The organism is uncultured Sphingomonas sp. (assembly GCF_964244235.1).
In the GTDB taxonomy this organism is placed as follows: domain Bacteria; phylum Pseudomonadota; class Alphaproteobacteria; order Sphingomonadales; family Sphingomonadaceae; genus Sphingomonas.
In genome coordinates, this window is sequence record NZ_CAXTII010000039.1 from 1 (window position 1) to 23,822 (window position 23,822).

The 23,822-nt window shown below is 67.5% G+C and carries 26 protein-coding genes and 1 pseudogene; 11 read left to right on the forward strand and 16 right to left on the reverse strand.

The features are described from left to right. The 4 genes from ACFE7D_RS08225 to ACFE7D_RS08240 form a co-directional block, all read right to left on the reverse strand. On the reverse strand, positions 1 to 516 hold a 516-nt coding region (locus tag ACFE7D_RS08225; protein ID WP_375394945.1), incomplete at its 3' end, for a 16S rRNA (cytosine(1402)-N(4))-methyltransferase. Beyond that, positions 513 to 1,013, reverse strand: a complete 501-nt coding sequence (locus ACFE7D_RS08230; protein WP_375394946.1) for a division/cell wall cluster transcriptional repressor MraZ — start codon at positions 1,011 to 1,013, stop codon at positions 513 to 515. The genes ACFE7D_RS08225 and ACFE7D_RS08230, both read right to left, overlap by 4 nt. Positions 1,014 to 1,233: 220 nt before the next feature. Further along, positions 1,234 to 1,542, reverse strand: coding sequence for a hypothetical protein (locus ACFE7D_RS08235; protein WP_375394947.1), 309 nt, complete (start codon positions 1,540 to 1,542; stop codon positions 1,234 to 1,236). Further along, positions 1,539 to 2,507: a cysteine synthase A gene (locus ACFE7D_RS08240; RefSeq protein ID WP_375394948.1), complete on the reverse strand. Its 969-nt coding sequence runs from the start codon at positions 2,505 to 2,507 to the stop codon at positions 1,539 to 1,541. The genes ACFE7D_RS08235 and ACFE7D_RS08240 overlap by 4 nt, the downstream gene beginning before the upstream one ends. Positions 2,508 to 2,745: 238 nt before the next feature. Here ACFE7D_RS08240 and ACFE7D_RS08245 point away from each other — a divergent pair, with 238 nt between their 5' ends. The 3 genes from ACFE7D_RS08245 to aat all read left to right on the forward strand — a co-directional run bounded on the left by ACFE7D_RS08245 (position 2,746) and on the right by aat (position 4,722). Continuing rightward, entirely contained in the window at positions 2,746 to 3,132 is a 387-nt protein-coding gene (locus ACFE7D_RS08245) for a hypothetical protein (RefSeq protein ID WP_375394949.1), read from the forward strand. Between the two features lie 108 nt (positions 3,133 to 3,240). Then, positions 3,241 to 3,951 carry a ParA family protein gene (locus tag ACFE7D_RS08250; protein WP_375394950.1) on the forward strand — a complete coding sequence of 237 codons (711 nt, stop codon included), beginning with the start codon at positions 3,241 to 3,243 and terminating at the stop codon, positions 3,949 to 3,951. 57 nt (positions 3,952 to 4,008) lie between these two features. Continuing rightward, complete coding sequence (aat, locus tag ACFE7D_RS08255; protein WP_375394951.1) at positions 4,009 to 4,722, forward strand: leucyl/phenylalanyl-tRNA--protein transferase; 714 nt, start codon at positions 4,009 to 4,011, stop codon at positions 4,720 to 4,722. Positions 4,723 to 4,757: 35 nt separating this feature from the next. Here aat and ACFE7D_RS08260 read toward each other — a convergent pair. From ACFE7D_RS08260 to ACFE7D_RS08275, 4 genes and pseudogenes are all read right to left on the reverse strand, one after another. Continuing rightward, positions 4,758 to 5,072: pseudogene (locus ACFE7D_RS08260) on the reverse strand (DUF2155 domain-containing protein); the annotation flags it as partial. Between the two features lie 128 nt (positions 5,073 to 5,200). Further along, positions 5,201 to 5,596, reverse strand: coding sequence for an NADH:ubiquinone oxidoreductase subunit NDUFA12 (locus ACFE7D_RS08265; RefSeq protein ID WP_375394952.1), 396 nt, complete (start codon positions 5,594 to 5,596; stop codon positions 5,201 to 5,203). Between the two features lie 63 nt (positions 5,597 to 5,659). Continuing rightward, positions 5,660 to 6,250: a cold shock domain-containing protein gene (locus tag ACFE7D_RS08270; protein WP_375394953.1), complete on the reverse strand. Its 591-nt coding sequence runs from the start codon at positions 6,248 to 6,250 to the stop codon at positions 5,660 to 5,662. A 73-nt stretch (positions 6,251 to 6,323) separates the two neighbouring features. After that, positions 6,324 to 6,968, reverse strand: coding sequence for a RecX family transcriptional regulator (locus tag ACFE7D_RS08275; protein ID WP_375394954.1), 645 nt, complete (start codon positions 6,966 to 6,968; stop codon positions 6,324 to 6,326). Here ACFE7D_RS08275 and ACFE7D_RS08280 point away from each other — a divergent pair. Continuing rightward, positions 6,967 to 8,736 carry a fatty acyl-AMP ligase gene (locus ACFE7D_RS08280; RefSeq protein WP_375394955.1) on the forward strand — a complete coding sequence of 590 codons (1,770 nt, stop codon included), beginning with the start codon at positions 6,967 to 6,969 and terminating at the stop codon, positions 8,734 to 8,736. The genes ACFE7D_RS08275 and ACFE7D_RS08280 overlap by 2 nt on opposite strands. A 203-nt stretch (positions 8,737 to 8,939) precedes the next feature. Beyond that, positions 8,940 to 11,183, forward strand: a complete 2,244-nt coding sequence (locus ACFE7D_RS08285; protein WP_375394970.1) for a putative bifunctional diguanylate cyclase/phosphodiesterase — start codon at positions 8,940 to 8,942, stop codon at positions 11,181 to 11,183. Positions 11,184 to 11,193: 10 nt separating this feature from the next. On the opposite strand, the gene ACFE7D_RS08290 is transcribed toward ACFE7D_RS08285, so the two are convergent. Beyond that, entirely contained in the window at positions 11,194 to 12,597 is a 1,404-nt protein-coding gene (locus tag ACFE7D_RS08290; protein WP_375394956.1) for a hypothetical protein, read from the reverse strand. A 132-nt stretch (positions 12,598 to 12,729) separates the two neighbouring features. Beyond that, positions 12,730 to 14,124, reverse strand: a complete 1,395-nt coding sequence (gene lpdA / locus ACFE7D_RS08295; protein WP_375394957.1) for a dihydrolipoyl dehydrogenase — start codon at positions 14,122 to 14,124, stop codon at positions 12,730 to 12,732. 87 nt (positions 14,125 to 14,211) lie between these two features. Here lpdA and ACFE7D_RS08300 point away from each other — a divergent pair, with 87 nt between their 5' ends. Then, complete coding sequence (locus ACFE7D_RS08300) at positions 14,212 to 14,376, forward strand: hypothetical protein (RefSeq protein ID WP_375394958.1); 165 nt, start codon at positions 14,212 to 14,214, stop codon at positions 14,374 to 14,376. A 92-nt stretch (positions 14,377 to 14,468) separates the two neighbouring features. Here ACFE7D_RS08300 and ACFE7D_RS08305 read toward each other — a convergent pair whose 3' ends face one another. The 3 genes from ACFE7D_RS08305 to ACFE7D_RS08315 all read right to left on the reverse strand — a co-directional run bounded on the left by ACFE7D_RS08305 (position 14,469) and on the right by ACFE7D_RS08315 (position 16,597). Further along, a complete protein-coding gene (locus tag ACFE7D_RS08305) occupies positions 14,469 to 14,876 on the reverse strand; it encodes an acyl-CoA thioesterase (protein ID WP_375394959.1) in 408 nt (135 codons plus the stop codon). After that, the gene (locus tag ACFE7D_RS08310; protein ID WP_375394960.1) at positions 14,852 to 15,061 is read right to left on the reverse strand and encodes a hypothetical protein; all 210 of its coding nucleotides are present in this window, start codon (positions 15,059 to 15,061) and stop codon (positions 14,852 to 14,854) included. The genes ACFE7D_RS08305 and ACFE7D_RS08310 overlap by 25 nt, the downstream gene beginning before the upstream one ends. Positions 15,062 to 15,226: 165 nt before the next feature. Further along, positions 15,227 to 16,597, reverse strand: coding sequence for a pyruvate dehydrogenase complex dihydrolipoamide acetyltransferase (locus tag ACFE7D_RS08315; protein WP_375394961.1), 1,371 nt, complete (start codon positions 16,595 to 16,597; stop codon positions 15,227 to 15,229). A 118-nt stretch (positions 16,598 to 16,715) separates the two neighbouring features. On the opposite strand from ACFE7D_RS08315, the gene ACFE7D_RS08320 reads away from it, so the two are divergent. Further along, entirely contained in the window at positions 16,716 to 17,171 is a 456-nt protein-coding gene (locus ACFE7D_RS08320; RefSeq protein ID WP_375394962.1) for a universal stress protein, read from the forward strand. Positions 17,172 to 17,283: 112 nt separating this feature from the next. Here ACFE7D_RS08320 and ACFE7D_RS08325 read toward each other — a convergent pair whose 3' ends face one another. Beyond that, the gene (locus ACFE7D_RS08325; RefSeq protein ID WP_375394963.1) at positions 17,284 to 17,889 is read right to left on the reverse strand and encodes a TIGR02466 family protein; all 606 of its coding nucleotides are present in this window, start codon (positions 17,887 to 17,889) and stop codon (positions 17,284 to 17,286) included. Between the two features lie 63 nt (positions 17,890 to 17,952). On the opposite strand from ACFE7D_RS08325, the gene ACFE7D_RS08330 reads away from it, so the two are divergent. Further along, complete coding sequence (locus ACFE7D_RS08330; RefSeq protein WP_375394964.1) at positions 17,953 to 18,936, forward strand: aspartate carbamoyltransferase catalytic subunit; 984 nt, start codon at positions 17,953 to 17,955, stop codon at positions 18,934 to 18,936. 103 nt (positions 18,937 to 19,039) lie between these two features. Beyond that, positions 19,040 to 20,248 (forward strand): dihydroorotase family protein, encoded by a 1,209-nt coding sequence (locus tag ACFE7D_RS08335; RefSeq protein WP_375394965.1) that lies wholly within the window; start codon positions 19,040 to 19,042, stop codon positions 20,246 to 20,248. Between the two features lie 133 nt (positions 20,249 to 20,381). Here the strand turns inward: ACFE7D_RS08335 and ACFE7D_RS08340 are convergent, their stop codons facing one another. Further along, positions 20,382 to 21,164 carry a hypothetical protein gene (locus ACFE7D_RS08340; RefSeq protein WP_375394966.1) on the reverse strand — a complete coding sequence of 261 codons (783 nt, stop codon included), beginning with the start codon at positions 21,162 to 21,164 and terminating at the stop codon, positions 20,382 to 20,384. A gap of 491 nt (positions 21,165 to 21,655) precedes the next feature. After that, positions 21,656 to 22,423: a competence/damage-inducible protein A gene (locus ACFE7D_RS08345; RefSeq protein WP_375394967.1), complete on the reverse strand. Its 768-nt coding sequence runs from the start codon at positions 22,421 to 22,423 to the stop codon at positions 21,656 to 21,658. 50 nt (positions 22,424 to 22,473) lie between these two features. Between ACFE7D_RS08345 and map the strand changes: the two genes are divergently transcribed. Together map and ACFE7D_RS08355 are read left to right on the forward strand one after the other, a co-directional pair. Next, positions 22,474 to 23,304, forward strand: a complete 831-nt coding sequence (gene map / locus ACFE7D_RS08350; RefSeq protein ID WP_375394968.1) for a type I methionyl aminopeptidase — start codon at positions 22,474 to 22,476, stop codon at positions 23,302 to 23,304. Between the two features lie 6 nt (positions 23,305 to 23,310). Next, the coding region (locus tag ACFE7D_RS08355; RefSeq protein WP_375394969.1) for an AIR synthase related protein at positions 23,311 to 23,822 on the forward strand (512 nt) is incomplete at its 3' end.

Sequence of the window (23,822 nt, forward strand, 5' to 3'; positions counted from 1 at the left end):
CAGTTCGCCGGTGCGCGTCAGCGGCCGCGCCGCGACGATCGCGCGCGCGATGCGCCGCGACTTGGGTTCGTCGCCATAGCGGTAGAGGACGTCGGCGATCACGGCTTCGTCCGCATCGTTGACGAAATCCGCCGCGGACATCCCCTCCCGGCTCATCCGCATGTCCAGCGGGCCGTCGGACTGGAACGAGAATCCGCGCTCCCCCTGGTCTAGCTGCATCGACGACACGCCGATATCCATCGTCACGCCATCGACGCCCTCGCCGACCACCGCCGCCATCGCGGAGAAGTCCGCGGCGATCAGCGTCAGCCGATCGTCCGCCGCCGCAAGCGCCTGCCCGCCTGCGATCGCATCCGGATCGCGGTCGAGCGCCACGACGCGCACGCCGGTCGCCAGCAGCGCTCGGGTGTAGCCGCCCGCGCCGAAGGTCGCGTCCACCATCGTCTCCCCGGGCGCGGGGGCAAGCGCAGCGACGACCTCGGCGATCAGCACGGGGATGTGCGGGGCGTCGGTCACGGCGTGACGCCCCGCTCGGCCATATGGAACCGCGCCATCGACTTCATGATGTCGGGCGCGTCGGGCGTATCGATCAGCGTCTTCGGGTCCCAGATTTCGATATAGTCGAACACGCCGTAGAAGAACGCATGGACGCCGATGCCGGCATGGAAGCGCGGGAAAGCGGGCATGATGAAGCGGCCGGAACCATCGAACGGCACCGCCTCCCCGCTCGTCGCGCGACGTTTGATGTTGTAGTCGAACTCGCCGTCCGCGCCGGTATGCTCCGCCTCGCGCCGATCGAGCCGGGCGGCCATGATGTCGAGGAAACCGGGATCGTAGGCGACGAGGCAGCGGCTTTTCTGGTGCGCGCCGATCACGATCGTGCCGCCGTCCTTGCCGTTCGCCTTGGGTGCGTTCGCGGCCAGGATATTGCGCAGGGCGGAGGGAATCGCGACCCGGCCCTTGTCGTCGACAAGGCCGATACCGTCCCCCTGATAATACCCCCTGTCCGCCACGCCGACCTCGCCCTGGCGCGCACGCGTCTCCGGTCTCGGAGAGACGTATGATCGTCCCCCCGCTCTGCATAAGCAGACGGTTGGCTTGCCCCGCTGTTAACGCTGGTTATCAAGGGTTACTCAGGGACGCAACGGGATTTTTGGGGATTTTACGGATGCTGTGCTTATCGATCGGGAAAAATTGGCAAAGCTGCGTGACAGATCCCGTTCCTGACAATCGTTAATGACCTGTCGCCGAGCCGTTGCCCGCCGTCGGCGCAACGCCCAGTTCGGCGAGCGGCTCGGTGGCCGCCGCCTGGTTCGCCATCGTCATGTTCGACGCCATCGTCTGCGATGTGGCCGCGCCAGGGCCCGGTCGTTCGCGCGTCGCCGATCCGATGATCGCGCTGGCCAGCCCGATCAGCAGCACGACGACGGCCAGGCCGATCATCCCGACCTTCACGCGCTGCATCGACTGGCTCGGGTCGCTTCGCCGCTTCATCCGGGCGAAGAATACCCGGCTGCGCGCCTCCTGTCGAACGCGCCTCACGCCAACCCCTTGGCGGCGCGCCATTCCGGCGAATATAGCGTCGACAGATAGCGGAACCCGGTATCGCACAGGATGGTCGCGATCCGCTTGCCGGGGCCAAGCCGTTCCGCCAGCCGGACCGCCCCCGCGACGTTGATCCCGGCGGACAGACCCAGGCACAGCCCCTCCTCGTCGAGCAGCCGCCGGGTCCAGTCCCAGCCTTCCGCGTCCGAGATCCGGAACTGCGTATCGACCGGGGCTCCTTCCAGATTGGCGGTGATCCGCCCCTGTCCGATCCCTTCCGCCACCGACGATCCTTCCGAATGCAGTTCGCCATGCGCGTAATAATCGTACAGAGCGGCGCCGTGCGGATCGGTCAGCGCGATGCAGACGCCCTCGTCCCTGGCCTTCAGCCCCAACCCGACCCCCGCGAACGTGCCGCCGGTGCCGACCGCGCAGGTGAAGCCGTCGATCCGCCCCTCCATCTGTTCCCAGATCTCCTCCGCGGTACCGACGATGTGTGCGCGCCGATTGGCGATATTGTCGAACTGGTTCGCCCAGATCGCGTTCTTGGTCTCCTCTGCCACCCGGCGCGACGTGTGGACGAAATGGCAGGGCGAGGAATAGGGCGCGACGGGGACCAGCATCAGCTCCGCGCCGAGCGCACGCAGCGTGTCCATCTTTTCCTTGGCCTGGTTGTCCGGCATCACGATGATCGTCCTATACCCCTTGGCATTGGCGACGAGCGCCAGGCCGATGCCGGTATTGCCCGCCGTCCCCTCGACGATGGTACCGCCGGCGCGAAGCGTGCCGCGCGCCTCCGCATCCTCGACGATGAACAGGGCGGCGCGGTCCTTCACCGACGCACCGGGATTGGCGAATTCGCATTTGCCGAAGATATCGCAACCGGTCGCCGCGCTCGGGCCTTTCAGCCGGACGAGCGGCGTGTTGCCGATGAGCGCAAGCGTGTCGGGTGTCGTGTGCATGCCCGTTAGATGGCCTCATGCTCCGGCGGGAGCAAGCGATCGAAACTTGGGACGTAACGATGCACTGCTGCAACGATCGATCACGGGCGACGATAGGCGTATTGCGACTGCGAAAGAACAAGGCGGCGTTACGCCCGATACGCCCGTCCAACCGCTGCGAATAAGAGCATCCCGGGGTGCGAACCGAACCATATCGTCCTTGACGGAGGATGCTGCATCAGCGAGATGTTCGGCCGCCATGAAAAGCCCCTTCCTCCCTATCGTCGCCGCCGCGTCCCTGCTCGCGCTGGCTGCTTGCAACTCACAGCCAAAGGCACCGGAGGTCGTCGATGCGAACCCCGATCCGATGGCCAATGCGCTGAAGAACGCCGCGCCGATCGAGATGCCGCCGGCGATCAAGGCGGACAAGTCGCTGCGCTGCAAGGACAACAGCCTCGTCTACGTCACGTTCTTCCAGGGCGACAAGCTGGCGATGGTGCGCACGACGCAGGGCGGTACCGCGACGAAGCTGACCGCGCCCACGACCGGCGCGCCGCTGACTGCCGCCGGCTGGAAGCTGACCGGCGGCCCCGACAGCATCGAACTGACGCAGCCGGGCAAGGCCGTGCAGAGCTGCAAGTCCTGATTTAGGGTTCGCAAGTTCGAATACCGGACCGGCGGAGCGATCCGCCGGTCCTTTTTATTGGCGCGACGCCGCTTGCCACACCATCCCGCAATCGGCAGGGTCGCGCGCATGACGACGGTTGCGATCTACAGCCTGAAGGGCGGCGTCGGGAAGACGACGCTGTCGGTCAACCTGGCCTGGTGCGCGGCGGAGCGATCGGCGCGGCGGACGTTGCTGTGGGACCTCGACCCGCAGGCCGCGAGCAGCTGGTTGCTCGGCTGCGATACGACGCACAACGACGCTCAAGGCGTTTTCTCGAAGGAGATATCGATCGCCGACCGCGCGCGTCCTACGCCCTATCCGCGCCTCGAGCTGATCCCCGCCGACGCATCGTTGCGCGGGCTCGACCGGTTGTTCCACGAACTCGACAAGAAGAAGCGGCTCGCGAAACTGCTGGCCGGGCTGCAGGATTATGACCGGATCGTGCTCGACTGCCCGCCCGGGCTGACCGATACCGCGGACCAGGTGATGCGCGCCGCCGACCTGATCGTCGTGCCGGTCATCCCCTCGCCGCTGTCCGAACGCGCCTATCAGGCGGTGGTGTCGCATCTCGGCGGCAAGACACCGGTGATGCCCGTCCATGTCATGGTCGATCGCCGCCGCAGCCTGCACGCCGCCGCGGTGGAACGGCATCCCGACTGGCCCGTCATCCCGATGGCGAGCGTGATCGAACAGACCGCCGCCAGGCGCGCGCCGGTCGGATCGTTCGCGCCGCGATCCGAGGGCGCGAAGGCGTTCGACGCGCTGTGGCGGACGATCGAGTTGCGATTGGCGGGGTAGGGTGACGACATCGCTCCAGCCGGAGCCCCCTCCCGCTCGCGGGAGGGAAGAAGAAGAATGAACCGCCTGGATCCCCAACTCGTCCTCGGCGCCTATTCGATCGGCGTCTTTCCGATGGCGGACGACCGCGACGCCGCCGGCGTATATTGGGTAGAACCGAAACGCCGCGCGGTCCTGCCGCTGGACGGGTTCCGCCTGTCGAGATCGCTTCGCAAGACGATCGCGGCGGACCGTTTCCGGGTCACGATCGATACCGCCTTCGCCGATATCGTCATGCTTTGTGCGGAAAGCGTCCAGGGTCGGCCGGAGACATGGATCAACCGCGGCATCGAACAGGCGTTCGGGACGCTCCACGCGATGGGTTTCGCACATTCGATCGAATGCTGGGACGGGGATCGGCTGGCGGGCGGGCTCTACGGCCTCGCGTTGGGACGCGCATTCTTCGGCGAAAGCATGGTCAGTCGCGCGACCGACGCGTCGAAGGTCGCGCTCGCCTGGCTGGTCGCGCGGCTGAGGGCGGGCGGGTTCACCCTGCTCGACTGCCAGTTCCAGACCAGCCACCTCGCCTCGCTCGGCGCGGTGGAGATCGACCGGGTGGATTACTGCGTGTTGCTGGACGCCGCGCTGTCGGGGATCGTCGGCGCATCGGCAGGTTCGTCCGCCCCCGGCGACCTCTTCGCGACCGACCGTGCCGCGGGGTCGGTCAGCGCGACGGTGTCCGGCCCCTTGTCGGGGAAGGACATCGTACAGCTCTTGGTCCATACGTCGTAGACCGGGTGCTGAACGACGTTCAGCGATGGCCGTTCCTTGTACAGCCAGCCGGAAAAGACCCGCCGCCAACGCCGGTCATAGCCGCGCACATCCAGTTGCACGAACGCGCCGGTCAGATGCTCGTTCTCCCATGGCGCGGTTTCCTCGCACGCGCGCAGCCGGACGACGGTATCGCCGACGCGCGCCGCCTGCCCGACCTTCAGCGTCAGATCGCGCGAATCGCCGTTGCGCTTGTTCAGCAGGCCGATCACCGCCACGCGCCGCGCCATCGGGGTCGCGCCCGCATCGACGGCCGCGTCGCCGGTATCGACCGTCTCGACACCGTCCGCCGCCACGGGCTGGCCGGGCATTTCGGGTACCGGCTGGCTGACCGCATCGCCGCCGTCCGCGGGGATGGTCCGGTGCCATGCACGGAACCCGAGCACCCCACCGACCAACAGCACCACGGCAAGCACCGCCGCGGCAATCGAGCGTCGCGTCACCCCTCGGGCGTCCAGGCTTCGTAATCGCCGGTCGCCGCCGCACGCTTGCCACCCATTTCGAGCGCACCCGAAGGACGGTAGGCATCGGCGGTGCCGGTCATGTTGGCCATGGCGGATTTCTGCCACGGCCGCGGCATCGGCAGCGCCCGTTCGGGCACGTCCGCGATCTGATGGTGCAGCCAGCCGAACCATTCGGGGGGCACCCGGCTGGCATCGTTCGATCCGTTGTAGATCACCCAGCGGCGCGGGTTGCCCGCGGTATCGCGACCGCCCTCATAATAGACGTTGCCGAGCGAATCGCCGCCGACGCGCACCTTGTCGCGCAACCCGTAGAACCAGGTGCCCCAGGTCGCGCCGGTCCACCAGGTGAGGGGATTGAGATTGATGCCCATGCGGGTCCGCTTACCGTGCCTGCCCGCGGCCATCAACCGGCATCGACCAGACCGCGGCCGGCCTCACGCATCTTTCTCCACCATCACCGCCAGCGGCCCTTTACCACGCTCGACGATGCGCGCACGGAGCGGTTCGTCGGGTTCGACCGCGACGATATCGGCACGGCGCAGCGTTTCCATGTGGACGAACACGTCCGCACCATCGGACAGGCGGACGAGAAAGCCATAGCCTTTCAGCCTGTTGAACCATTTGACCGCGACCGCCTCGAACGGTCCGGCATCCGCGACCAGGGACGCGGGATCGACCCGGTCGCCCGCCGGACGCGGACGTTGGGGTGGTTCCTCGACCGCGTCGACGAGGTCGATCGTGATGATCTTGCGCGCCTGGAACCCGCGCCCACGCGAGACCGCCAGCGTCTCGACACGCGCACCTTCGGGCAGGCTGCGTCGGCCATGCGGTTGCAGCACGGAAAAATGGATCAGAATGTCGCCGATCGATTCGTCGTCCGCCACCGCGAACCCGAATCCGCGGGTCACGTCGAACCATTTGACCGTACCGGCCAGCGGCACCGATTCCGTAGCGTCCGGCCCGTCGAGATCGTTGGGGCCAATCCGGGCCGCCCCCCCCGCATCCTGTGGCGTTTCGCTACGCATCGCACCTACCCCTGTGATGCGACGCTAGCATGGTTCGCGCATGCTGCAACGCCGTCCTTTCCCGCAAAGATGATCAAAGCGTATCCGGGTCGATCGGCTCTCCCGCGGGCAGCGCGACGATCCGCCGCACGAGGTCGAAGCCGTGGCCCGCGCGCAGCATCGCCGCGACCTGCTTCTCGCGCGTCGCCCGGTCGGGATCGCCCGCGCCCCACGGCCCGATCCGCCGTCGCCGCGCACAGGCCAGCGCCGCCGCCACGCCGCTTTCCGCGATATCGGGGGCGATGTCCTCGCGATCTGCCTCCTGAACCCCCGCCTGCCGAAGCGCGCCGTCGATCCGCCCCGCGCCGAGACCGCGCCGCGCCATCGCCCCGGCGCGCGCCGCGGCGAACGCGCGGTCGTCGACATAGCCGAGCCCCGCCATCCGCTCGGCCAGTGCCACCGGGTCCGCTGCCGGCCCCTCCCACCCGCGTTCGCGGATCTTGCGGCGCAGATAATCCGCGAGTTTCCCCCGCGTGGTCGCGAAGCGTTCGACGTAACGCAGCGCCAGCCGATCGAGCGCGGCGGCGTCCAGCGGCGGGATCGGCGACCCCCGGGAGGAACGATTGCGCCGCATGCGCCATGTTTGTGCCACAGTCGCACCCGAATTTGAACGCGCATAACGGGCATTGTGCAGGATCGCATGAGGATCGCCAGCGATCCGCCGACGAAAGACGAGCATGAAGATCGACCACATCCTTTCGACGGCGACGAGCGATGCAGCTTTGCGCGCGACGCCGACCGAGGATGGCCTGGCGCGCCGCTTCGCCGATTTCACGACGCTTGGCGACGCGCTGGATTATGCCGCGACGGGCGCGCGCGGTCTCAATTTCCACGATGCGCGCGGGACGCTGACCCGCCCTTACCGTTTTGCCGAACTGCGCGACGATGCGCTGGCAATGGCGCGACGGCTGATCGCGGCGGGGGTGAAGCCCGAAGACCGGATCGCGCTGGTTGCCGAAACCAGCCCGGAATTCGCGGCCCTGTTTTTCGGTACGGTCTATGCCGGCGCCTGGCCGGTGCCGCTGCCGCTGCCGACATCGTTCGGCGGGCGCGATTCCTATATCGAACAGCTGCGCGTCCAGCTGGCCAGTTGCGACCCGGTAATGCTGATCTACCCGCCCGAGCTCGCCGAAATGGCGGGCACGGCTGCGGTGGCGGCAGCCACGACGGGCATCGACTGGGCGGAACTGGAAACGCGCCCTGCGCCCGAGGCCGCTTTGCCGGCGGCGGGTCCCGATTCGATCGCCTATCTGCAATATTCCAGCGGTTCGACCCGCTTTCCCCACGGCGTCGTCATCACCCACCGCGCGCTGTTGAACAATCTGGCCGCGCATAGCCATGGCATGGAGGTGGTCGATACCGATCGCTGCGTGTCGTGGCTGCCCTGGTATCACGACATGGGGCTGGTTGGTTGCCTCTTGTCGCCGATCGCCAACCAGGTGTCGGCGGATTATCTGAAGACCGAGGATTTCGCGCGCCGTCCGCTTGCCTGGCTCGATCTCATCAGCCGCAATACGGGCACCTCGATCAGCTATTCCCCCACCTTCGGCTACGATATCTGCGCACGGCGGATGTCGAGCCAGACCAAGGCCGCCGAACGCTTCGACCTGTCGCGCTGGCGGCTCGCCGGGAACGGCGCGGACATGATCCGGCCCGACGTGATGCAAAGCTTCGTCGACGCCTTCGCCGATGCGGGATTCGATGCGTCGGCTTTCCTGCCGAGCTACGGGCTGGCGGAGGCGACGCTGGCGGTGTCGATCATGCCGCCCGGCGAGGGTATCCGCGTCGAACTGGTCGAGGAAATGCAGCTGTCGGGCGAGGGGCACGGCCCCGACGGCAAGCGTCCGCAGCGTTTCCGCGCGATCGTCAATTGCGGGAAGGCGGTCCGCGATATGAGAATCGAAATTCGCGAGGAGGACGGCACACCGCTGCCCGAGCGCGCGATCGGCAAATTGTGGTGCAAGGGGCCGTCGGTGATGGCGGGCTATTTCCGCGACGACGCCGCGACCGGTGCCTGCCTGGTCGACGGCTGGCTCGACACCGGCGACATGGGCTATCTGTCGGACGGTTACGTCTACATCGTCGGCCGCGCCAAGGACATGATCATCGTCAACGGCCGCAACCACTGGCCGCAGGACATCGAATGGGCCGTGGAGCAACTCCCGGGCTTCAAGGCGGGCGATATCGCGGCTTTCGCGATCACGACGCCGGGCGGCGAGGAGACACCGGCGGTCCTGGTCCAGTGCCGCAGTTCCGACGAGGGCGAACGCGCCCGCCTTCGTGACGCGATCCGCGAGCGCGTGCGCGCGGTGACCGGCATGAACTGCGTCATCGAATTGATCCCCCCGCGTACGCTGCCGCGGACCAGTTCCGGCAAGCTCAGCCGCGCGAAGGCGCGCAACCTGTATCTGGCGGGCGAAATCAAGCCGTACGACATCGCCGCCTGAGCCGGCGGTCGATCCCGAACCGATATGATCCAAATGCGACGAACCGGGTTGGGATGGCAACGAACCGCTAACGGATTTGCCGTATCGATCCACGGGTGACGATCGAGACCCAAACTCCACCCGTGCCGAGACAAATCGGCTTTACGATACTTCTGGGCCTGCGCGACGGCGCGGACCCGGCCGAATCGGGTCGATTGCGGTCGATGCAGCTGGCCGCCGGACGGCAGCTTGCCCTCGTCCTGCTCGCCGCCAATCTGACAGGTGCGACGGCATCGTTCGTCCTGCTGGCGAAGACCATCGCGCTTTCCTGGTTGATCGCCTGGTCCGTTGCCGTGGCGGTCGTCGTGGTCACGGTCGCGTTCCGCCGACTGGCGGCGCATCACCGCGAAGACGGCTATGCCCGGCTGCCCGAACTGCGCAACACCGCGTTCGAAGGCGCGGCGCTGGCGATCGTCTGGGCGGTCGTACCGCTCCTGTTCTGTCCCAATTCCCCGGGCACGTCCGCCGGACTGGGCGTCACGCTCGCCATCCTGATGACGGCCGCGTCGCTGACGATGGCACCACTTGCTCTGGCCACGCTCGTCTTTCTTGCCGGCATCGGCTCCGCGACCGCGGTCGATCTCATATGGTCGGGTGCCCATGCGGCGGCGGTCGGCGTCCTGCTCTTCACGCTGCTGCTCGGTACCGCCTGTGTCGGACGCGCCCGTGCGCTGGTCACGATCCGCGCCGCGGAAATGGCTCTGGCCGAACGTGACGAGACGGTCAGCCTGTTGCTCCGCGAATTCGAGGACAATGGTGCCGACTGGCTGTGGGAAACCGATGTCGCGCGCCGCGTCGTGAAAGCGTCGCCGCGGTTCGCCTTCGCCTGCGGACTCGATCCCGTCACGATCAACGGCATGGCGTTCCTGCAGGTCCTGGCGGGACCCGCCTGGGAAACCGGCAATTTCGCCGCCAGCCTGCATACGCTGGCCGACAAGCTGAAGGGGCGCGAGAGTTTCCGCGACCTGCGCCTGCCCGTCAACGTGGAGGGCGAGGAACGCTGGTGGGAACTCGCCGCCAGCCCGCGCTTCGACGAACGCGGCGCGTTCATCGGCTTTCGCGGTGTCGGCTCCGACGTGACCGAACAGCGCGCATCGACCGACAAGATCAACCGCATGGCCCGGTTCGACACGCTGACCGGGCTGCCCAACCGCTTGCTCATCAATGAAACATTGGTGCACGCGATGACCGATGCGGACAAATGGGGCGGCCGCTGCGCATTCATGATGCTCGATCTCGACCGGTTCAAGGCGGTCAACGATACGCTCGGCCATCCGATCGGCGACCGGTTGCTTGGCCGCGTGTCCGAACGGCTCGGCCAGTTGATGACCACGAACGCGATGTGCGGTCGGCTGGGTGGGGACGAATTCGCGGTCATCGTCCGCGATGCGCGCGACATCGCCGCGGTCGAGGCATTCGCGCGTCATATCATCGATACGTTGTCGCAACCCTATGAGGTCGATCAGCACAAGCTCTATGTCGGTGCCAGCATCGGCCTGGCGGTGGGCCCGCGCGACGGCCGCACCGCGGAAATGCTGATCCGGTCCGCCGACCTTGCCCTGTACCGGTCGAAGGACGGCGGCGGCGGCCTCGTCCACGTCTACGAACCCGAATTGCACGTGCAGGCGGAGGAGCGCCGCGTGCTGGAGATGGCGCTTCGCACCGCCTTGGAAAAAGGCGAGATGCACCTCGCCTATCAGCCCGTCGTCGATGCCGGCACAGGGTCGCTGATGGGGTTCGAGGCACTGCTCCGCTGGAACAGCCCGATCTTCGGTACCGTCTCCCCGATGAAGTTCATTCCGCTCGCCGAGGAGGCGCGGCTGATCGCGCCGATCGGCGAATGGGTGCTTCGTACCGCCTGCGACGAGGCCGTGCGGTGGCCGACCGACATCCGGGTGGCGGTCAACGTCTCGCCCGATCAGCTGCAGAACCCCAATTTCGTGACCGTCGTCACATCGGCACTGGCGAATAGCGGGCTGTCCGCGGAACGACTGGAGCTGGAAGTGACCGAGAGCGTCTTCATGCAGGGCCTTGGCGCGACCAAGGTGCTGGAGAAGGTGCTCGACATGGGCGTTCGCCTCAGTCTCGACGATTTCGGGACCGGTTATTCCTCGCTCGGCTATCTCAGCCGCACGCGCTTTTCCTCGATCAAGATCGACCGCAGCTTCGTGCAGAGCGCGTCGAAGGGCGTGCGCGAGGCGATCGCGATCATCCGTGCCGTCGTCGCGCTTGCCAAGAGCCTCGGCATGGCGACGACCGCGGAAGGCGTCGAGACCGAAGCGGAGCACCGGATGGTCCAGGACCTCGGCTGTTCGAAGGTCCAGGGTTATTATTTCGGTCGCCCCCTCCCCGTCGAGGAAGCCCGCGCGCTTGCCAACCGCGACTGGCGACGATCGCAGGTGGCGTGAACGGGTGGGCCTACCCCAGCATTCCCAGATACGTCGTGGGTGCAGCGGGCAGCATGACCCGCGCGGCCACCGCCGTCTCGATCACCAGCATCAGGACGAACGCCCCGCCCCAGGCCACCCGCCGTGGCAGCGGGGTACCGTCGGCCAGCAGGACCGCCGCCGCCGCGGTCGCGATCATCGGCCATAGATGATAGCGCAGGTCCGACGCGATGCTAAGCACCGCGAAGCTTGCCTCGAGCAACAGTGCCGACCCCAATAGCGCAGTCGCCATGTCGCGTGCGGGGCGCGGACGCCCGGTCGCCACCACGAGCGCGACAACGGCGACCACGATCCACGCGATCGGCCAGCCGAGCGGCGTTTCCACCAGCGCCCCCGCAAACCGCTGCCACGCGACCGCGACCCGCCCGGGCGATCCCAGTCCCAGCGCGTTCGGCTCGGTCGCCCGGGGCGGATTGGCGTCGGGCCAATGCGCCGCCACCAGCCACCGATCGGTGGAGTTCAGGTGCCCGACCCGGTGCGCGGCATAGGCCAGCGGATGCCGGACGATCGCGGTCAGCCACAGCCGGTCGACCGCCCCGGCCGGCATGGCGCGCAATCGATCCATCGCCGTCCCGCAATGCGCCGGATCGCCGAGCGGGTCCCAGAAGAACGGCCGCGCGCAACGCCGCGCGATCACCACCGCGCGCTCTTCGGCAAGAAGCCCGGTGCCGTCCGCATCCGGCGTCCGCGCCGCGATCCCCGCCATGTCGAACAACGGCGCGGTACGTTCGACGCCGCTGGAACTCGCGCCCAGCAGCCGGTGGTTGACGATCGGCGCGAGCGCGAGGACGAGGAGCGTCATACCGGTCCACGACCCGGTCCGCATCGGCCAGCGGACGGTCCCCGGCAGCAACAAGACCCCCAGCGGCACCGCGGCGAACACCGCATTGGCCCGCGCCAGCGTCGCATAGGCGATCAGCACGACCACCGCGATCCCGGCCGCGACGGGAACGCGTACGCCGCGCAGCCGCCACCACGCCGTCAGTCCGGCCGCGGCCAGCAACGCCCCCGTCGCCTGCGCGTCCTTCAACACCACCGCCTGCCACCCCAGGAACGACGGCAATACGCCGATCGCGAGCATTGCCGCCGCACCGCGCGTCCTGCCCCCCGCCGCCAGCCCCGCCGCGATGCCGCCCAGTCCGGTCCAATACAGCGCCATCTGCAGCACGAGCATCGGCGCGGCACCCGGGCCGAGCGGATGCAGTACCGACCACAACCGTGCCATCACCGGCGGGTGCCAGTCGTCATACGCGCCGGTCACCACCTGCTCATATTGCGCGACGCTGTCGTACATCGCATAGCCGGGCCAGAAGAGCACGATCGACAGGGCGCAAAGCGACGCCGCGACCACCGCGTAACGCCGTGCCGCCGTCATCGATCGCCGATCGTCGTCGTCATGCGACCGGTGCTGGCACGCGGGGGCAGGCCGGGCAAGCAGCTTGCCCCGGATCGTCCCCTGGGCCCTGGCCGCATACCCTCGCCGACCCGCGACCGGTATCGATCGAAATCAGAAATGGATCGCCCGGCCATACGCGCCGAGCACGCTTTCGTGCATCATCTCGCTCAACGTCGGATGCGCGAAGACCGTCTCCATCAGCTCGGCCTCGGTCGTCTCCAGCTGGCGCGCGACGACATAGCCCTGGATCAGCTCGGTCACCTCGGCCCCGATCATGTGCGCGCCGAGCAATTCGCCGGTCTTCGCGTCGAACACCGTCTTCACGAAGCCTTCCGCTTCCCCCAGGGCGATCGCCTTGCCGTTGCCGATGAAGGGGAATTTGCCGACCTTGAGTTCGTAGCCGGCCTCCTTCGCCTTCGCCTCGGTCATCCCGACGCTCGCGACCTGCGGCCGCGAATAGGTGCAGCCGGGGATGTTGCCCTTGTCCATCCGGTGGGGCGATCCGCCCGCGATCTTCTCGACCGCGATCACGCCCTCATGGCTGGCCTTGTGCGCGAGCCACGGCGCGCCGGTGACGTCGCCGATCGCCCAGATGCCGTCGACATTGGTGCGGCCATAGCCGTCGGTCGCGATATGCCCGCGCTCGGTTTCGACGCCCAGCGCCTCCAGCCCGATATCCTCCGTATTGGGCACGATCCCGATCGCGACGACGACGTGGCTGTACGTCTCAGCGGAAACCGTCCCATCCTTGCCCTTGATCGACGCCTTCACCTCGGCCGCACCGGTCTCGATCTTCTCGACCCCCACACCGGTCCGGATCCTGATCCCCTGCTTGGTCAGCGCCTTCTCCATGAACGCGCTCACCTCCTCGTCCTCGACGGGCAGGATACGCGGCAGCATCTCGACGATCGTCACGTCCACGCCCATGTCGTTGTAGAAACTGGCGAACTCCACCCCGATCGCACCCGATCCGATGACCAGCAGCTTGGTCGGCATCTCGGTCGGCACCATCGCATGCCGATACGTCCAGATGCGCGCACCGTCGGCTCGCGCGAACGGCAGGTCGCGCGCGCGGGCACCGGTCGCGACGATGATGTTCTTGGCGTGCAGTTCGGTCGTCTTGTCGCCCTGCTTGACGCTCAGGCCACCCTTGCCGGTCAGCATGCCGACGCCCTCATAGACGGCGACCCTGTTCTTCTTCATCAGGCCCTTGACGCCTGCGTTCAGCTGCCCCGCGACCTTGCGGCTGCGATCGACGACCTTGCCCAGATCGAACCCGACATTGTCCGCGCTCAGCCCGTAATCCGCGGCATGCTGCATGTAATGATAGATTTCGGACGTCCGCAGCAGCGCCTTGGTCGGGATGCAGCCCCAGTTGAGGCAGATGCCCCCCAGCCGCTCGCGCTCCACGATCGCGGTCTTCAGCCCCAGCTGGCTCGCCCGGATCGCCGCGACATAGCCGCCCGGTCCGGAACCGAGAATCACGAGGTCGAATTGGTCAGGCATGGTACGTTCCTGTGTCGTTATGTGCCGTTTGGCAGATCGTCATCGCTCCACCGTTCGCTAGACCGGCCGGCGTCAACAGGTCGCTCCGTGAAGCTCAATTCAATTACCGAGCCTAAAGAGGCGTGGGAGATCTGCTGCCAAGCTGCCTCGCTTGATGCCACTGGTTTCAAAGCGCGAAATGCTGCCGTCGGGGCCGTCCGGCATCCGTTCGAACAGAAGAGGCTCACCCTCGATTTCAAGCCATACGCGTGAACTCGGCTCGAGCGCCAGCAACGCACACCGGGTCATACCGCAGCCTATGAAACTGATGGGAATGTAGTCGCGTGTGCAGAGTAAGTCGGCCATCAGTCCAACCCCACGACCCGCCGCGGCAGCCGGTCCTCGTCGGTGGCGACGAACACGAACCGCGCCTGCGTCACCTTGCACATGTCCTCGACATGGCGCGCGCGACGCCAGGCCTCGACCTCGATCGTCATCGACGTGTTGCCGACCGCGATCAGCGTCGCGAACACCGACACCTCGTCGCCGACCAGCACCGGCGCGTGGAATTTCATCGCGTCGACCGCGATCGTCACCGCGCGGCCACCCGAATGGCGCGACGCGACCGATCCCGCGGCCAGGTCCATCTGCGCCATCAGCCAGCCGCCGAAGATGTCGCCATAGGGGTTCGCATCGGCCGGCATCGCGGTCACCCGGATCGTCGGCGCGGCGTTGGGCAGCGTGTCGGTCATGCGCGGCGCAACGCGTTCCATGCGCGGGCGAGCGACGGCAATCCCATCGCCGCGACCGATGCGACCGCGACCATCCCGATCGACCAGAACGTGGCATGGCCCAGCGGGTAGCTCCACGTCAGCCCCCACACGAACGCGAACATCGCACCCACGCTTCCGACGAAGAAGGCCAGCTCGATCCAGAAATGGCGGCGGACGGCGATCACTGCGGCACCGCCCGGCGAGCAAGAAACCCCACCCCGGCGAAGGCCGGGGCCCAGGTACACGACGTTCGTCGGAGCGCGAAACGCCCCATCACCAGGACCTTCGCAACTGGGCCCCGGCCTTCGCCGGGGTGGGAGTAGTGCGGGAATGGATCGCGAATGCATCCACTACGCCAACATCCCCAGCGGCCGTTCGACCAGCTGCCTGAACGCCTGCATCAGTTGCGCCCCGTCCGCGCCGTCGATCGCGCGGTGGTCGAAGCTGCCAGTGGCCGACATGACCGTCGCGATACCGAGCGCATCGTCGATCACCCAGGGCCGCTTCTCGCCGGCGCCGATCGCCAGGATCATGCCCTGGGGCGGGTTGATGACCGCGTCGAACTGCGTGATCCCGTACATGCCCATGTTGCTCAGGCTCGCCGTACCGCCCTGATATTCCTCGGGCTTCAGCCTGTTGTCGCGGGCCCGCGCGGCGAGGTCCTTCATCGCGGTCGAGATCGACGACAGCGAGCGCGTGTCCGCCGCCGTGATGATCGGCGTGATCAGACCCGACGGCGTCGACACCGCGACCGAGATGTCCGCCCGCTGGAAGCTGACGAGAGCGTCCGGCGTGAACATCACGTTGCACCTGGGCACCTGCACCAGCGCGACGGCCAGCGCCTTGATCATCAGGTCGTTGACCGACAGCTTGACCCCGCGCGACGCAAGGCTGGCGTTGAGTTCGGTCCTGAGCGCCAGCAGCGCGTCGAGCCGGACGTCCACCGTCAGATAGATGTGCGGGACGGTCTGCTTCGATTCGGTCAGCCGGCGCGCGATCGTCTTGCGCACGTTGCCGAGCTTCGTCGTCTCGTGCGGGATATCCGGGATCGCCGCCGGTCTCGCCGGGGCGGCAGGTGTCGCGGCGATCGGCGCGTCTACCGTTTTCGCAACTGGCGCGACAGTGGCAGCAGCCTCCGCCACGGGCTTCGCGCCATCGACGTCCGCCTTCACGATTCGCCCGTTCGGACCCGAGCCGGTCACACCCGACAGGTCGATGCCCTTGCCCGCGGCGATCCGGCGCGCGAGCGGGCTGGCCTTCAGGCGGTCGCCCGCGTCGCCATGATCGACCGATACGGCGGCGGGGCCGGCGTCCGCCGGACGACCATGATCCTCCGCCTCCGCCTCGGTGCGGGTAAACGGTTCGGCCTCGTTATCATCGTCATTGGGGTCCGTCGGATCGGGTCGCGGTTCGGACGCATCCGCCGCCGCCGCCGGCGTGTCGCTCTTCGCCGGAGCGGGGGCGGCGGACGCATCCTCGCCGTCCTCCGCCAGGATCGCGATCGCGGTGCCGACCTTCACGCCGTCGGTACCCTCGGCCACCAGGATCTTCGCGATCACCCCCTCGTCGACCGCCTCGAACTCCATCGTCGCCTTGTCGGTCTCGATCTCGGCCATGATGTCGCCGGATTTCACCGCATCGCCTTCCTTCACCAGCCATTTGGCCAGCGTGCCTTCCTCCATCGTCGGCGACAAAGCAGGCATCTTGATCTCGATCGACATGTGGTTCCTCGAACATATCCGGCGCGGCTTTCTCTCGTCCTCCACGGTCATGCGGTCAAGGCGCGATACTTGCGCCGGTGGCACGGGCGGGCCACGATGCGCCGCGGAAGGGCAGCCCATGCGTATCTATCTGGTGGTCGTCGACGATAGCGCGGAATCGAGCATCGCGCTCCGCTTCGCCGCCCGGCGTGCGGTGAAGACCGGCGGCGGCGTGGAGATCCTGACGATCCTGCCGCCGGCCGAATTCATGGCGTTCGGGGGCGTACAGGCGACGATCGAGGAAGAGGCGCGACTGCATGCCGAAGGGCTGGTCGCGGCGGCGGCCGGCACCATCATCGCCGAATCGGGCCTGCGCCCGTCGATCACGGTGCGCGAAGGCGACGCGCCGGCCATCGTGCGCGCGCTGATCGCCGGCAATCCCGACATCGCCGCTTTGGTGCTCGGCGCGGCGGCCAGTGGCGCGCCGGGCGCGCTGGTGACGCACTTCGCGGGTGCCGACGCCGGCGCGCTGACGGTGCCGCTGATGATCATACCGGGATCGCTGACGCGGGAGCAGATCGACCGGCTGAGTTAGGCGCGAAGCCTCCGTCACCCCGGCCTTGTGCCGGGGTCCATCGTGCCGCGAGACCCGACGGCCGACGAATGCGCGGCACGATGGATGCCGGGACGAGCCCGGCATGACGAAGTCACCACCGGTAATTGAAACTCACGCTGATCCGCTCGCTCTTCCCCGCATTGGGCTGCACCTCGTGCCGCAGCCAGCTTTCCCACAGCAGCAACGTTCCCGGCACCGGATCGATCGTCACGAACCGACGAAGCGCGACCGGCGCATCGGCGATCCGGGTCGGGGCGGCCATCATCATCGCCAGCCGCGGGTCCTCGAACCGCAACCCCCCCGCCCCCGCCGGCACCGCGATATAGAAGGTCCCGGACACCACGCTGTGCGGATGGATATGCCCCGAATGCGCGCCGCCTGCCTTCAGGATATTGACCCAAAGGCTGTCCAGCTTGAGCTTGCGACCGGCCAGATCGAACGCGCAGTCCTTCGCGAACGCGGCGACATGCCGGTCGAGCCGCCGCTTGAGTTCGGCGAAATCGGGATCGCGCGTCGGCAGATCGCCGAGCGAGGCGTAGGAGGTATAGCCCCGATAGCCATGCTCCTTCGACCAGCGCCGCCCTGCGCCATCGTCCACCACGAGCTGGCGGCAAGCGGTGTCGAGCGCGGCGACGAAGGCAGGATCGTCGATCCGGTCCTCCGCGACGAGCGAGGCGAAGAGGCTGTGCGCCGGCATGTCCGTGCCTTAAACGGGACCCCGCTTGCACGCCAGCGCATCGCGCTCTACCCCGCCGCTTCGATGCCCGGATCGGACCACCGCCCTGCCGCAATGATCGAAGGCGGCGCCGTCTTTCCGCATCGCCACCTGACCGGCATCGACGGCCTCCAGCCGCACGAGATCGCGTTCCTGCTCGACGAGGCGGAGACCTGGGTCGGCGCGAACCGCGCGCACGCCACCCCCGACAAGCGCCTCGACGGCCTGACCCTCATCAACGCGTTCTTCGAGAACTCCACCCGCACGCTCCTGTCGTTCGAGATCGCCGGCAAGCGACTCGGCGCGGACGTCGTCAACATGCATGCCGCGCAGTCGAGCGTGAAGAAGGGCGAGACGCTGATCGACACCGCGCAGACGCTGAACGCCATGCGCGCCGACGTCATCGTCATCCGCCACATGTCGTCGGGCGCGGTGCGGCTGATCGCGGACAAGGTCGACTGCCCGGTGCTGAACGCCGGCGACGGGCGGCACGAACATCCGACACAGGCGCTGCTCGACGCGCTGACCATCCGGCGGCGGCGCGGCAGCATCGCGGGCCAGCGCGTCGTGATCTGCGGCGACCTGCTCCACAGTCGCGTCGCGCGGTCGAACATCCTGGCGCTGACCGCGCTCGCCGCCGAGGTCCGCGTCTGCGCGCCGACCACGCTGATGCCCGCGGCGATCGAGCGCATGGGGGTGACCCCGTTCACCGATTTCGACGCCGCGCTGCAGGGGGCGGACGTGGTCATGATGCTGCGGCTGCAGACCGAGCGGATGGCGGGCGGCTATGTCCCCTCGGCGCGCGAATATCGCCTGCGCTACGGGCTCACGCAGGAGCGGTTCGCGCGGGTGCCCGATGCGCTCGTCATGCATCCCGGGCCGATGAACCGGGGGATCGAGATCGATTCGGTGGTCGCGGACCATGCGCGCTCGGCGATCACCGAGCAGGTGGAGATGGGCGTCGCGGTGCGGATGGCGTGCCTGGACGTGCTGACCCGGCGCGCGCGTGGGGTCGAGGGGTGGGCATGAGTCGCGTGCGTCACCCTCACCCTTCCGCGCCTTCGGCGCTCCTTCCTTCTCCCTCTGGGATAGGGAAGAGGCGCGCAGCGGCGAAGGGTGAGGGTGAGACGGCATGAGGCTCCGCTTCACCGGCGCCCGCATCGTCTGCCCCTTGAGCGGCGAGAGGACCGGCGACCTGTTCGTCGCGGACGGCGTCATCGCCGACACGCTCGACGGCCCCGCCGAAGTCATCGACTGCAACGGCGCGGTCCTCGCCCCCGGCATCGTCGACCTCGGCGTCTTCGCGGTCGACCGCGCCGCCTGCCGCGCGGGCGGGATCGTGCGCGTCGGGCTGATGCCCGACCAGTCCCCCGTGCTCGACGACCCCGGCATCGTCCAGCGATCCGCGCTGGTCGGCAAGCCCGACCTGTGGATCCACCCCATCGCCGCCGCGACCCGCGCGCTGGCGGGCACGGACCTGGCGGAGATGGCGATCTGCGCCTCCGCCGGCGCGCGCGCGGTCGGCACCGGCCGCGCGGCCATCGCCGACGCCGGGGTGATGCACCGCGTGCTGGCCTATGCCCGCGACCTCGGCCTGGCGGTCGTCACGCATGCCGAGGATGCCGGCCTCGTCGCCGGCGCGGTCGCGACCGAGGGCGAGACCGCCACCCGGCTCGGCCTGCCCGCCGCCCCCGCCATCGCCGAGGCGCTGGCGATCGCGCGCGACCTGATGCTGGCGGAGGACACCGGCGGCCGCCTCCACATCCGCCAGGTCACGACCGCCGCGGGCCTCGACCTGATTCGCGCGGCCAAGCGGCGCGGCGTCGCGGTGACCTGCGGGATCACGCCTTCACATCTGCACCTGTCCGACATCGCGATGAGCGATTTCCGCACCTTCGCGCACCTGTCCCCCCCCTTGCGCAGCGAAGCCGACCGGCTGGCGGCGCGCGCGGGCGTAGCGGACGGGACGATCGACGTCCTGTCCTCGGGCCACGACCCGCAAGGCCCCGAGGCGAAGCGCCTGCCCTTCGCCGATGCCGAGCCCGGCGCGGCGGGGGCGGAGACGTTGTTGCCGCTGGCGCTGATGCTGGTCCGCGACGGCCTGCTGCCGCTCGACCGCCTGTTCGCGCTGCTCGCGCTTGGTCCGGCGCGGGTGCTGGGACTGGAGGCCGGATCGCTGACGGTGGGAATGCCGGCGGACGTGATGCTGTTCGACGACCGGGTGGCGTGGCGGATCGACGGCGGCGCGTTCGTCGGGCGGGCGGGCAATACGCCGTTCGACGGATTGCCGGTCGAGGGGCGGGTGCTGCGCTTGTGGAAGGGCGGGCGGGAGGTTCGGTGATTGTCGGGGTTGGATGACTGGGATTGGTGGAAAGCGGAACGGCAGCTTTCGAACAATAGGAAGCTGCTGACCGCTGGGCGTTTAGACTTTTGCGCAACCCATACACGGCGCAGCCCACCGTCCGAATGTTCCGTCACTCTTTCCGTTTGATGTTGGCTGCTACGCCGCCGAGGAAGCCTCCCACCCCAGGGAAACCGCACGCGGAAAGCACCGAGAGCAGCAATGCTGACATCGCATATGGCATAGGATCGTCTCGCAACTTCTTCGCCGCACGCTTTGCGTATCGGCAAGCTTCTAGCACCATTCCATCGTTGTAGGCTTGATTAAGCTTCCCTTCGTCTGCCGCCTGGATGATCTCTCCAAGAAGGGTATGAAGAGAACGAAGGGCGTCGATTGCCTCGATGGTCCCGTCCAAGGCCGGCCCTCCATTATGACCAGGAGCACCAAGGCTTTCGATCAACCGCTCGACGGCTGCGCGGGCTACAGGCAACAGAGTTTTCACAGCCGCAAGCCGCGCCCCCGGCTTGGTTGCTCCAGTCCACGCCGTCGAGTCGAACGGGAGGTCGCCCGCCCAAACCTGCTGGGGAGATACGCCAAATGGATCGATACGATCCGCTTCAGCTATAGCCGGTTCGAATTGCCGTCGCACTTCTACCCGGCGTGGCTCCCATTGTGGACTGAAGCTTTTGAGCGTCGGCCAGAGACTACCGAGGTCACGATGACGATGCACGAATTGCGGGATGGTCTCCTCATATCGTGGATCAGCCAACAACGCCGCCCTCATCTCACTGTACTCTCGATCGATCTCTTCGTCCCGTGCTCCCTCAACCGCACGCAACAGCACGTTCTGAAAGTGCAGTAGAAAATCGAGATCGCTTGGAAACTGTTTCTCCCGGTTATCGATAGTTAGCGACATGCTTGATCGTATGGCGCCCAAGCAGTTTATGAAAGCCTATCTCGCTAGCGGCAGCGTTTCGCAGGCAGAGAGGTCGGACGATCTGGCAGAATAAGCGTCCAAATAACGAAGCGCGACGTAGCACTAGGCTAACGCAATTTTGTGAAAACGCGGTTCTCCTGCTGTCCTACAAGCCGCCCGTTGTGCCATGTCCACGCAATGCCAACCCGCGCCGACCATCCAACAGCGATCGCGATGCCGAACCTCGCAAGCCCTTGTTTTCACACGATGTGCAAAGGTGAATGGCACACCTCCACTTCCTCCACTTCCGCGGCCTCGCGTCGGCAGACATCGCGATGGTTCGGATCGCATCCGGCTCACATTTTCCGTCATGCCGGGCTCGTCCCGGCATCCATCGTGCCGCGCATCCACCGGCCGGACGGTGCGCGGCGCGATGGACCCCGGGACAAGCCCGGGTGACGGAGAAGCAAGCGGCAAAGCCGATATCGATCCTAAATTCCGCCCGCCACGACCGACCATCCGCCGGCCGCCAGCGCCTTCGCCAAATCCGCCACGCAAGCCGCCGCCAACCCCGCATCCGGACTGCGCACGACGAAATTCGCCCCGACCTTCCCGTCGCGGAAGAACGGATAGCTGCCGATCGCCACCTCGCCCCGATCGCGGAAGTCCTTCTCGGTCGATCGCAGCAGGTCCGCGACCTCGCTCTCGGCGACCCAGCAGCCGATCGTCTCCGACACCACCGGACGCCCGCCCTCCAGCGTGCCGGTCAGCGCATCCAGCATACCGGCGGTGATATGCGGCACGCCCGCCATGATGAAGACGTTGCCGATCCTGATCCCCGGCGCGCCCGACAGGCGGTTCTCGATCAGGTCCGCCCCCTCGGGCACTCTCGCCATCCGGGCCCGGGTTTCGCTCAGCCCGCCGCGGCTTTCATAATAGCGGGTCAGCGTCTCCATCGCCCTGGGATGGTGGACGACGCCGACGCCCAGCGCTTCGGCGATCGCATCGACGGTGATGTCGTCGTGCGTCGGCCCGATGCCGCCGGTCGTGAGCAGATAATCGTTGCGCGCCCTGAGCGTGTTGACCGCCTCGACGATCGCCTCGGTCCGGTCCGGAACCACGCGCACCTCGGCCAGGCGGATGCCCTGCACGCCCAGCCACGCCGCGACCTGCGCGACGTTCTTGTCCTGCGTGCGGCCGGAGAGGATTTCGTCGCCGATGACGAGGAGGGCGGCGGTCCAGATGCGCTCGTTATCCATGCCGCCGCCCTACGCTCGCAAAGCCGGTCGCGCCACGCTATATCGCCCCGATGACAGACTATGTAACCGCGCTCGTCGATGCGCACGACACCCGTACCGGCGCGATCAAGCTCCACGGCCGCGCCGCGTTCGACGGGATGCACAAGGCGGGTCGCCTTGCCGCGGAGACGCTCGACATGCTCGCCCCGCACATGGTGCCGGGCGTGACGACGGGCGAGATCGACCGGCTGATCTACGATTTCGTCGGATCGAAGGGCGGCGTGCCCGCGACGCTCGGCTACCGCGGCTATACGCATTCGAGCTGCATCTCGGTCAATCACGTCGTCTGCCACGGCATCCCCGGCGACCGCACGCTGAAGGCGGGGGAGATCGTGAACATCGACGTCACCCCCATCCTCGACGGCTGGCACGGCGATTCGAGCCGGATGTTCCTGATCGGCGACGTACCGCTGAAGGCGCGCCGCCTCGTCGAGGTGACCTACGAATGCCTGATGCTGGGCATCGAGCAGGCGCGGCCGGGCAACCACATGGGCGACGTCGCCAACGCCATCCAGCGCCATGCGGAAAAACATCGCTACGGCGTGGTCCGCGATTTCTGTGGGCATGGGCTGGGGCGGCTGTTCCACGATGCGCCCGAGGTCGTCCATGTCGGCAAGCCCGGCACCGGGCCGGAGTTGCGGCCGGGCATGATCTTCACGATCGAACCGATGATCAACATCGGCCGTCCCGACGTGAAGCTGCTCGACGACGGCTGGACCGCGGTGACCCGCGACCGGTCTTTGTCCGCGCAGTTCGAACATTCGATCGGGATCACGGAGGACGGGTGCGAGATCTTCACGTCGAGCCCGGCGGGGTTTACCCAGCCGCCCTACGGGCAATGAAGGATCATGACCGCCATCACCCCGCAGATCGTCGCCGAGCACGGCCTGTCCGCCGACGAATATGACCGCGTGCTGAGCGCGCTCGGCCGCGAGCCCAATCTGGTCGAACTCGGCATATTCTCGGTGATGTGGTCCGAGCATTGCAGCTACAAATCGTCGCGCATCCACCTGAAGAAGCTGCCGACCACCGGCCCGCAGGTCATCTGCGGTCCCGGCGAGAATGCGGGGGTCGTCGATATCGGCCCAGGTCCAGATGGCCGGGGCCAGGCGGCGATCTTCAAGATGGAGAGCCACAACCACCCGTCCTATATCGAACCCTATCAGGGCGCGGCGACGGGGGTCGGCGGCATCCTGCGCGACGTGTTCACGATGGGCGCGCGGCCGGTCGCGAACCTGAACGCGCTTCGCTTCGGGCGGCCCGACCATCCCAAGATGCGGCATCTGATCGCAGGCGTCGTCCACGGCATCGGCGGCTATGGCAATTGCGTCGGCGTGCCGACGATCGGCGGCGAGGTGAA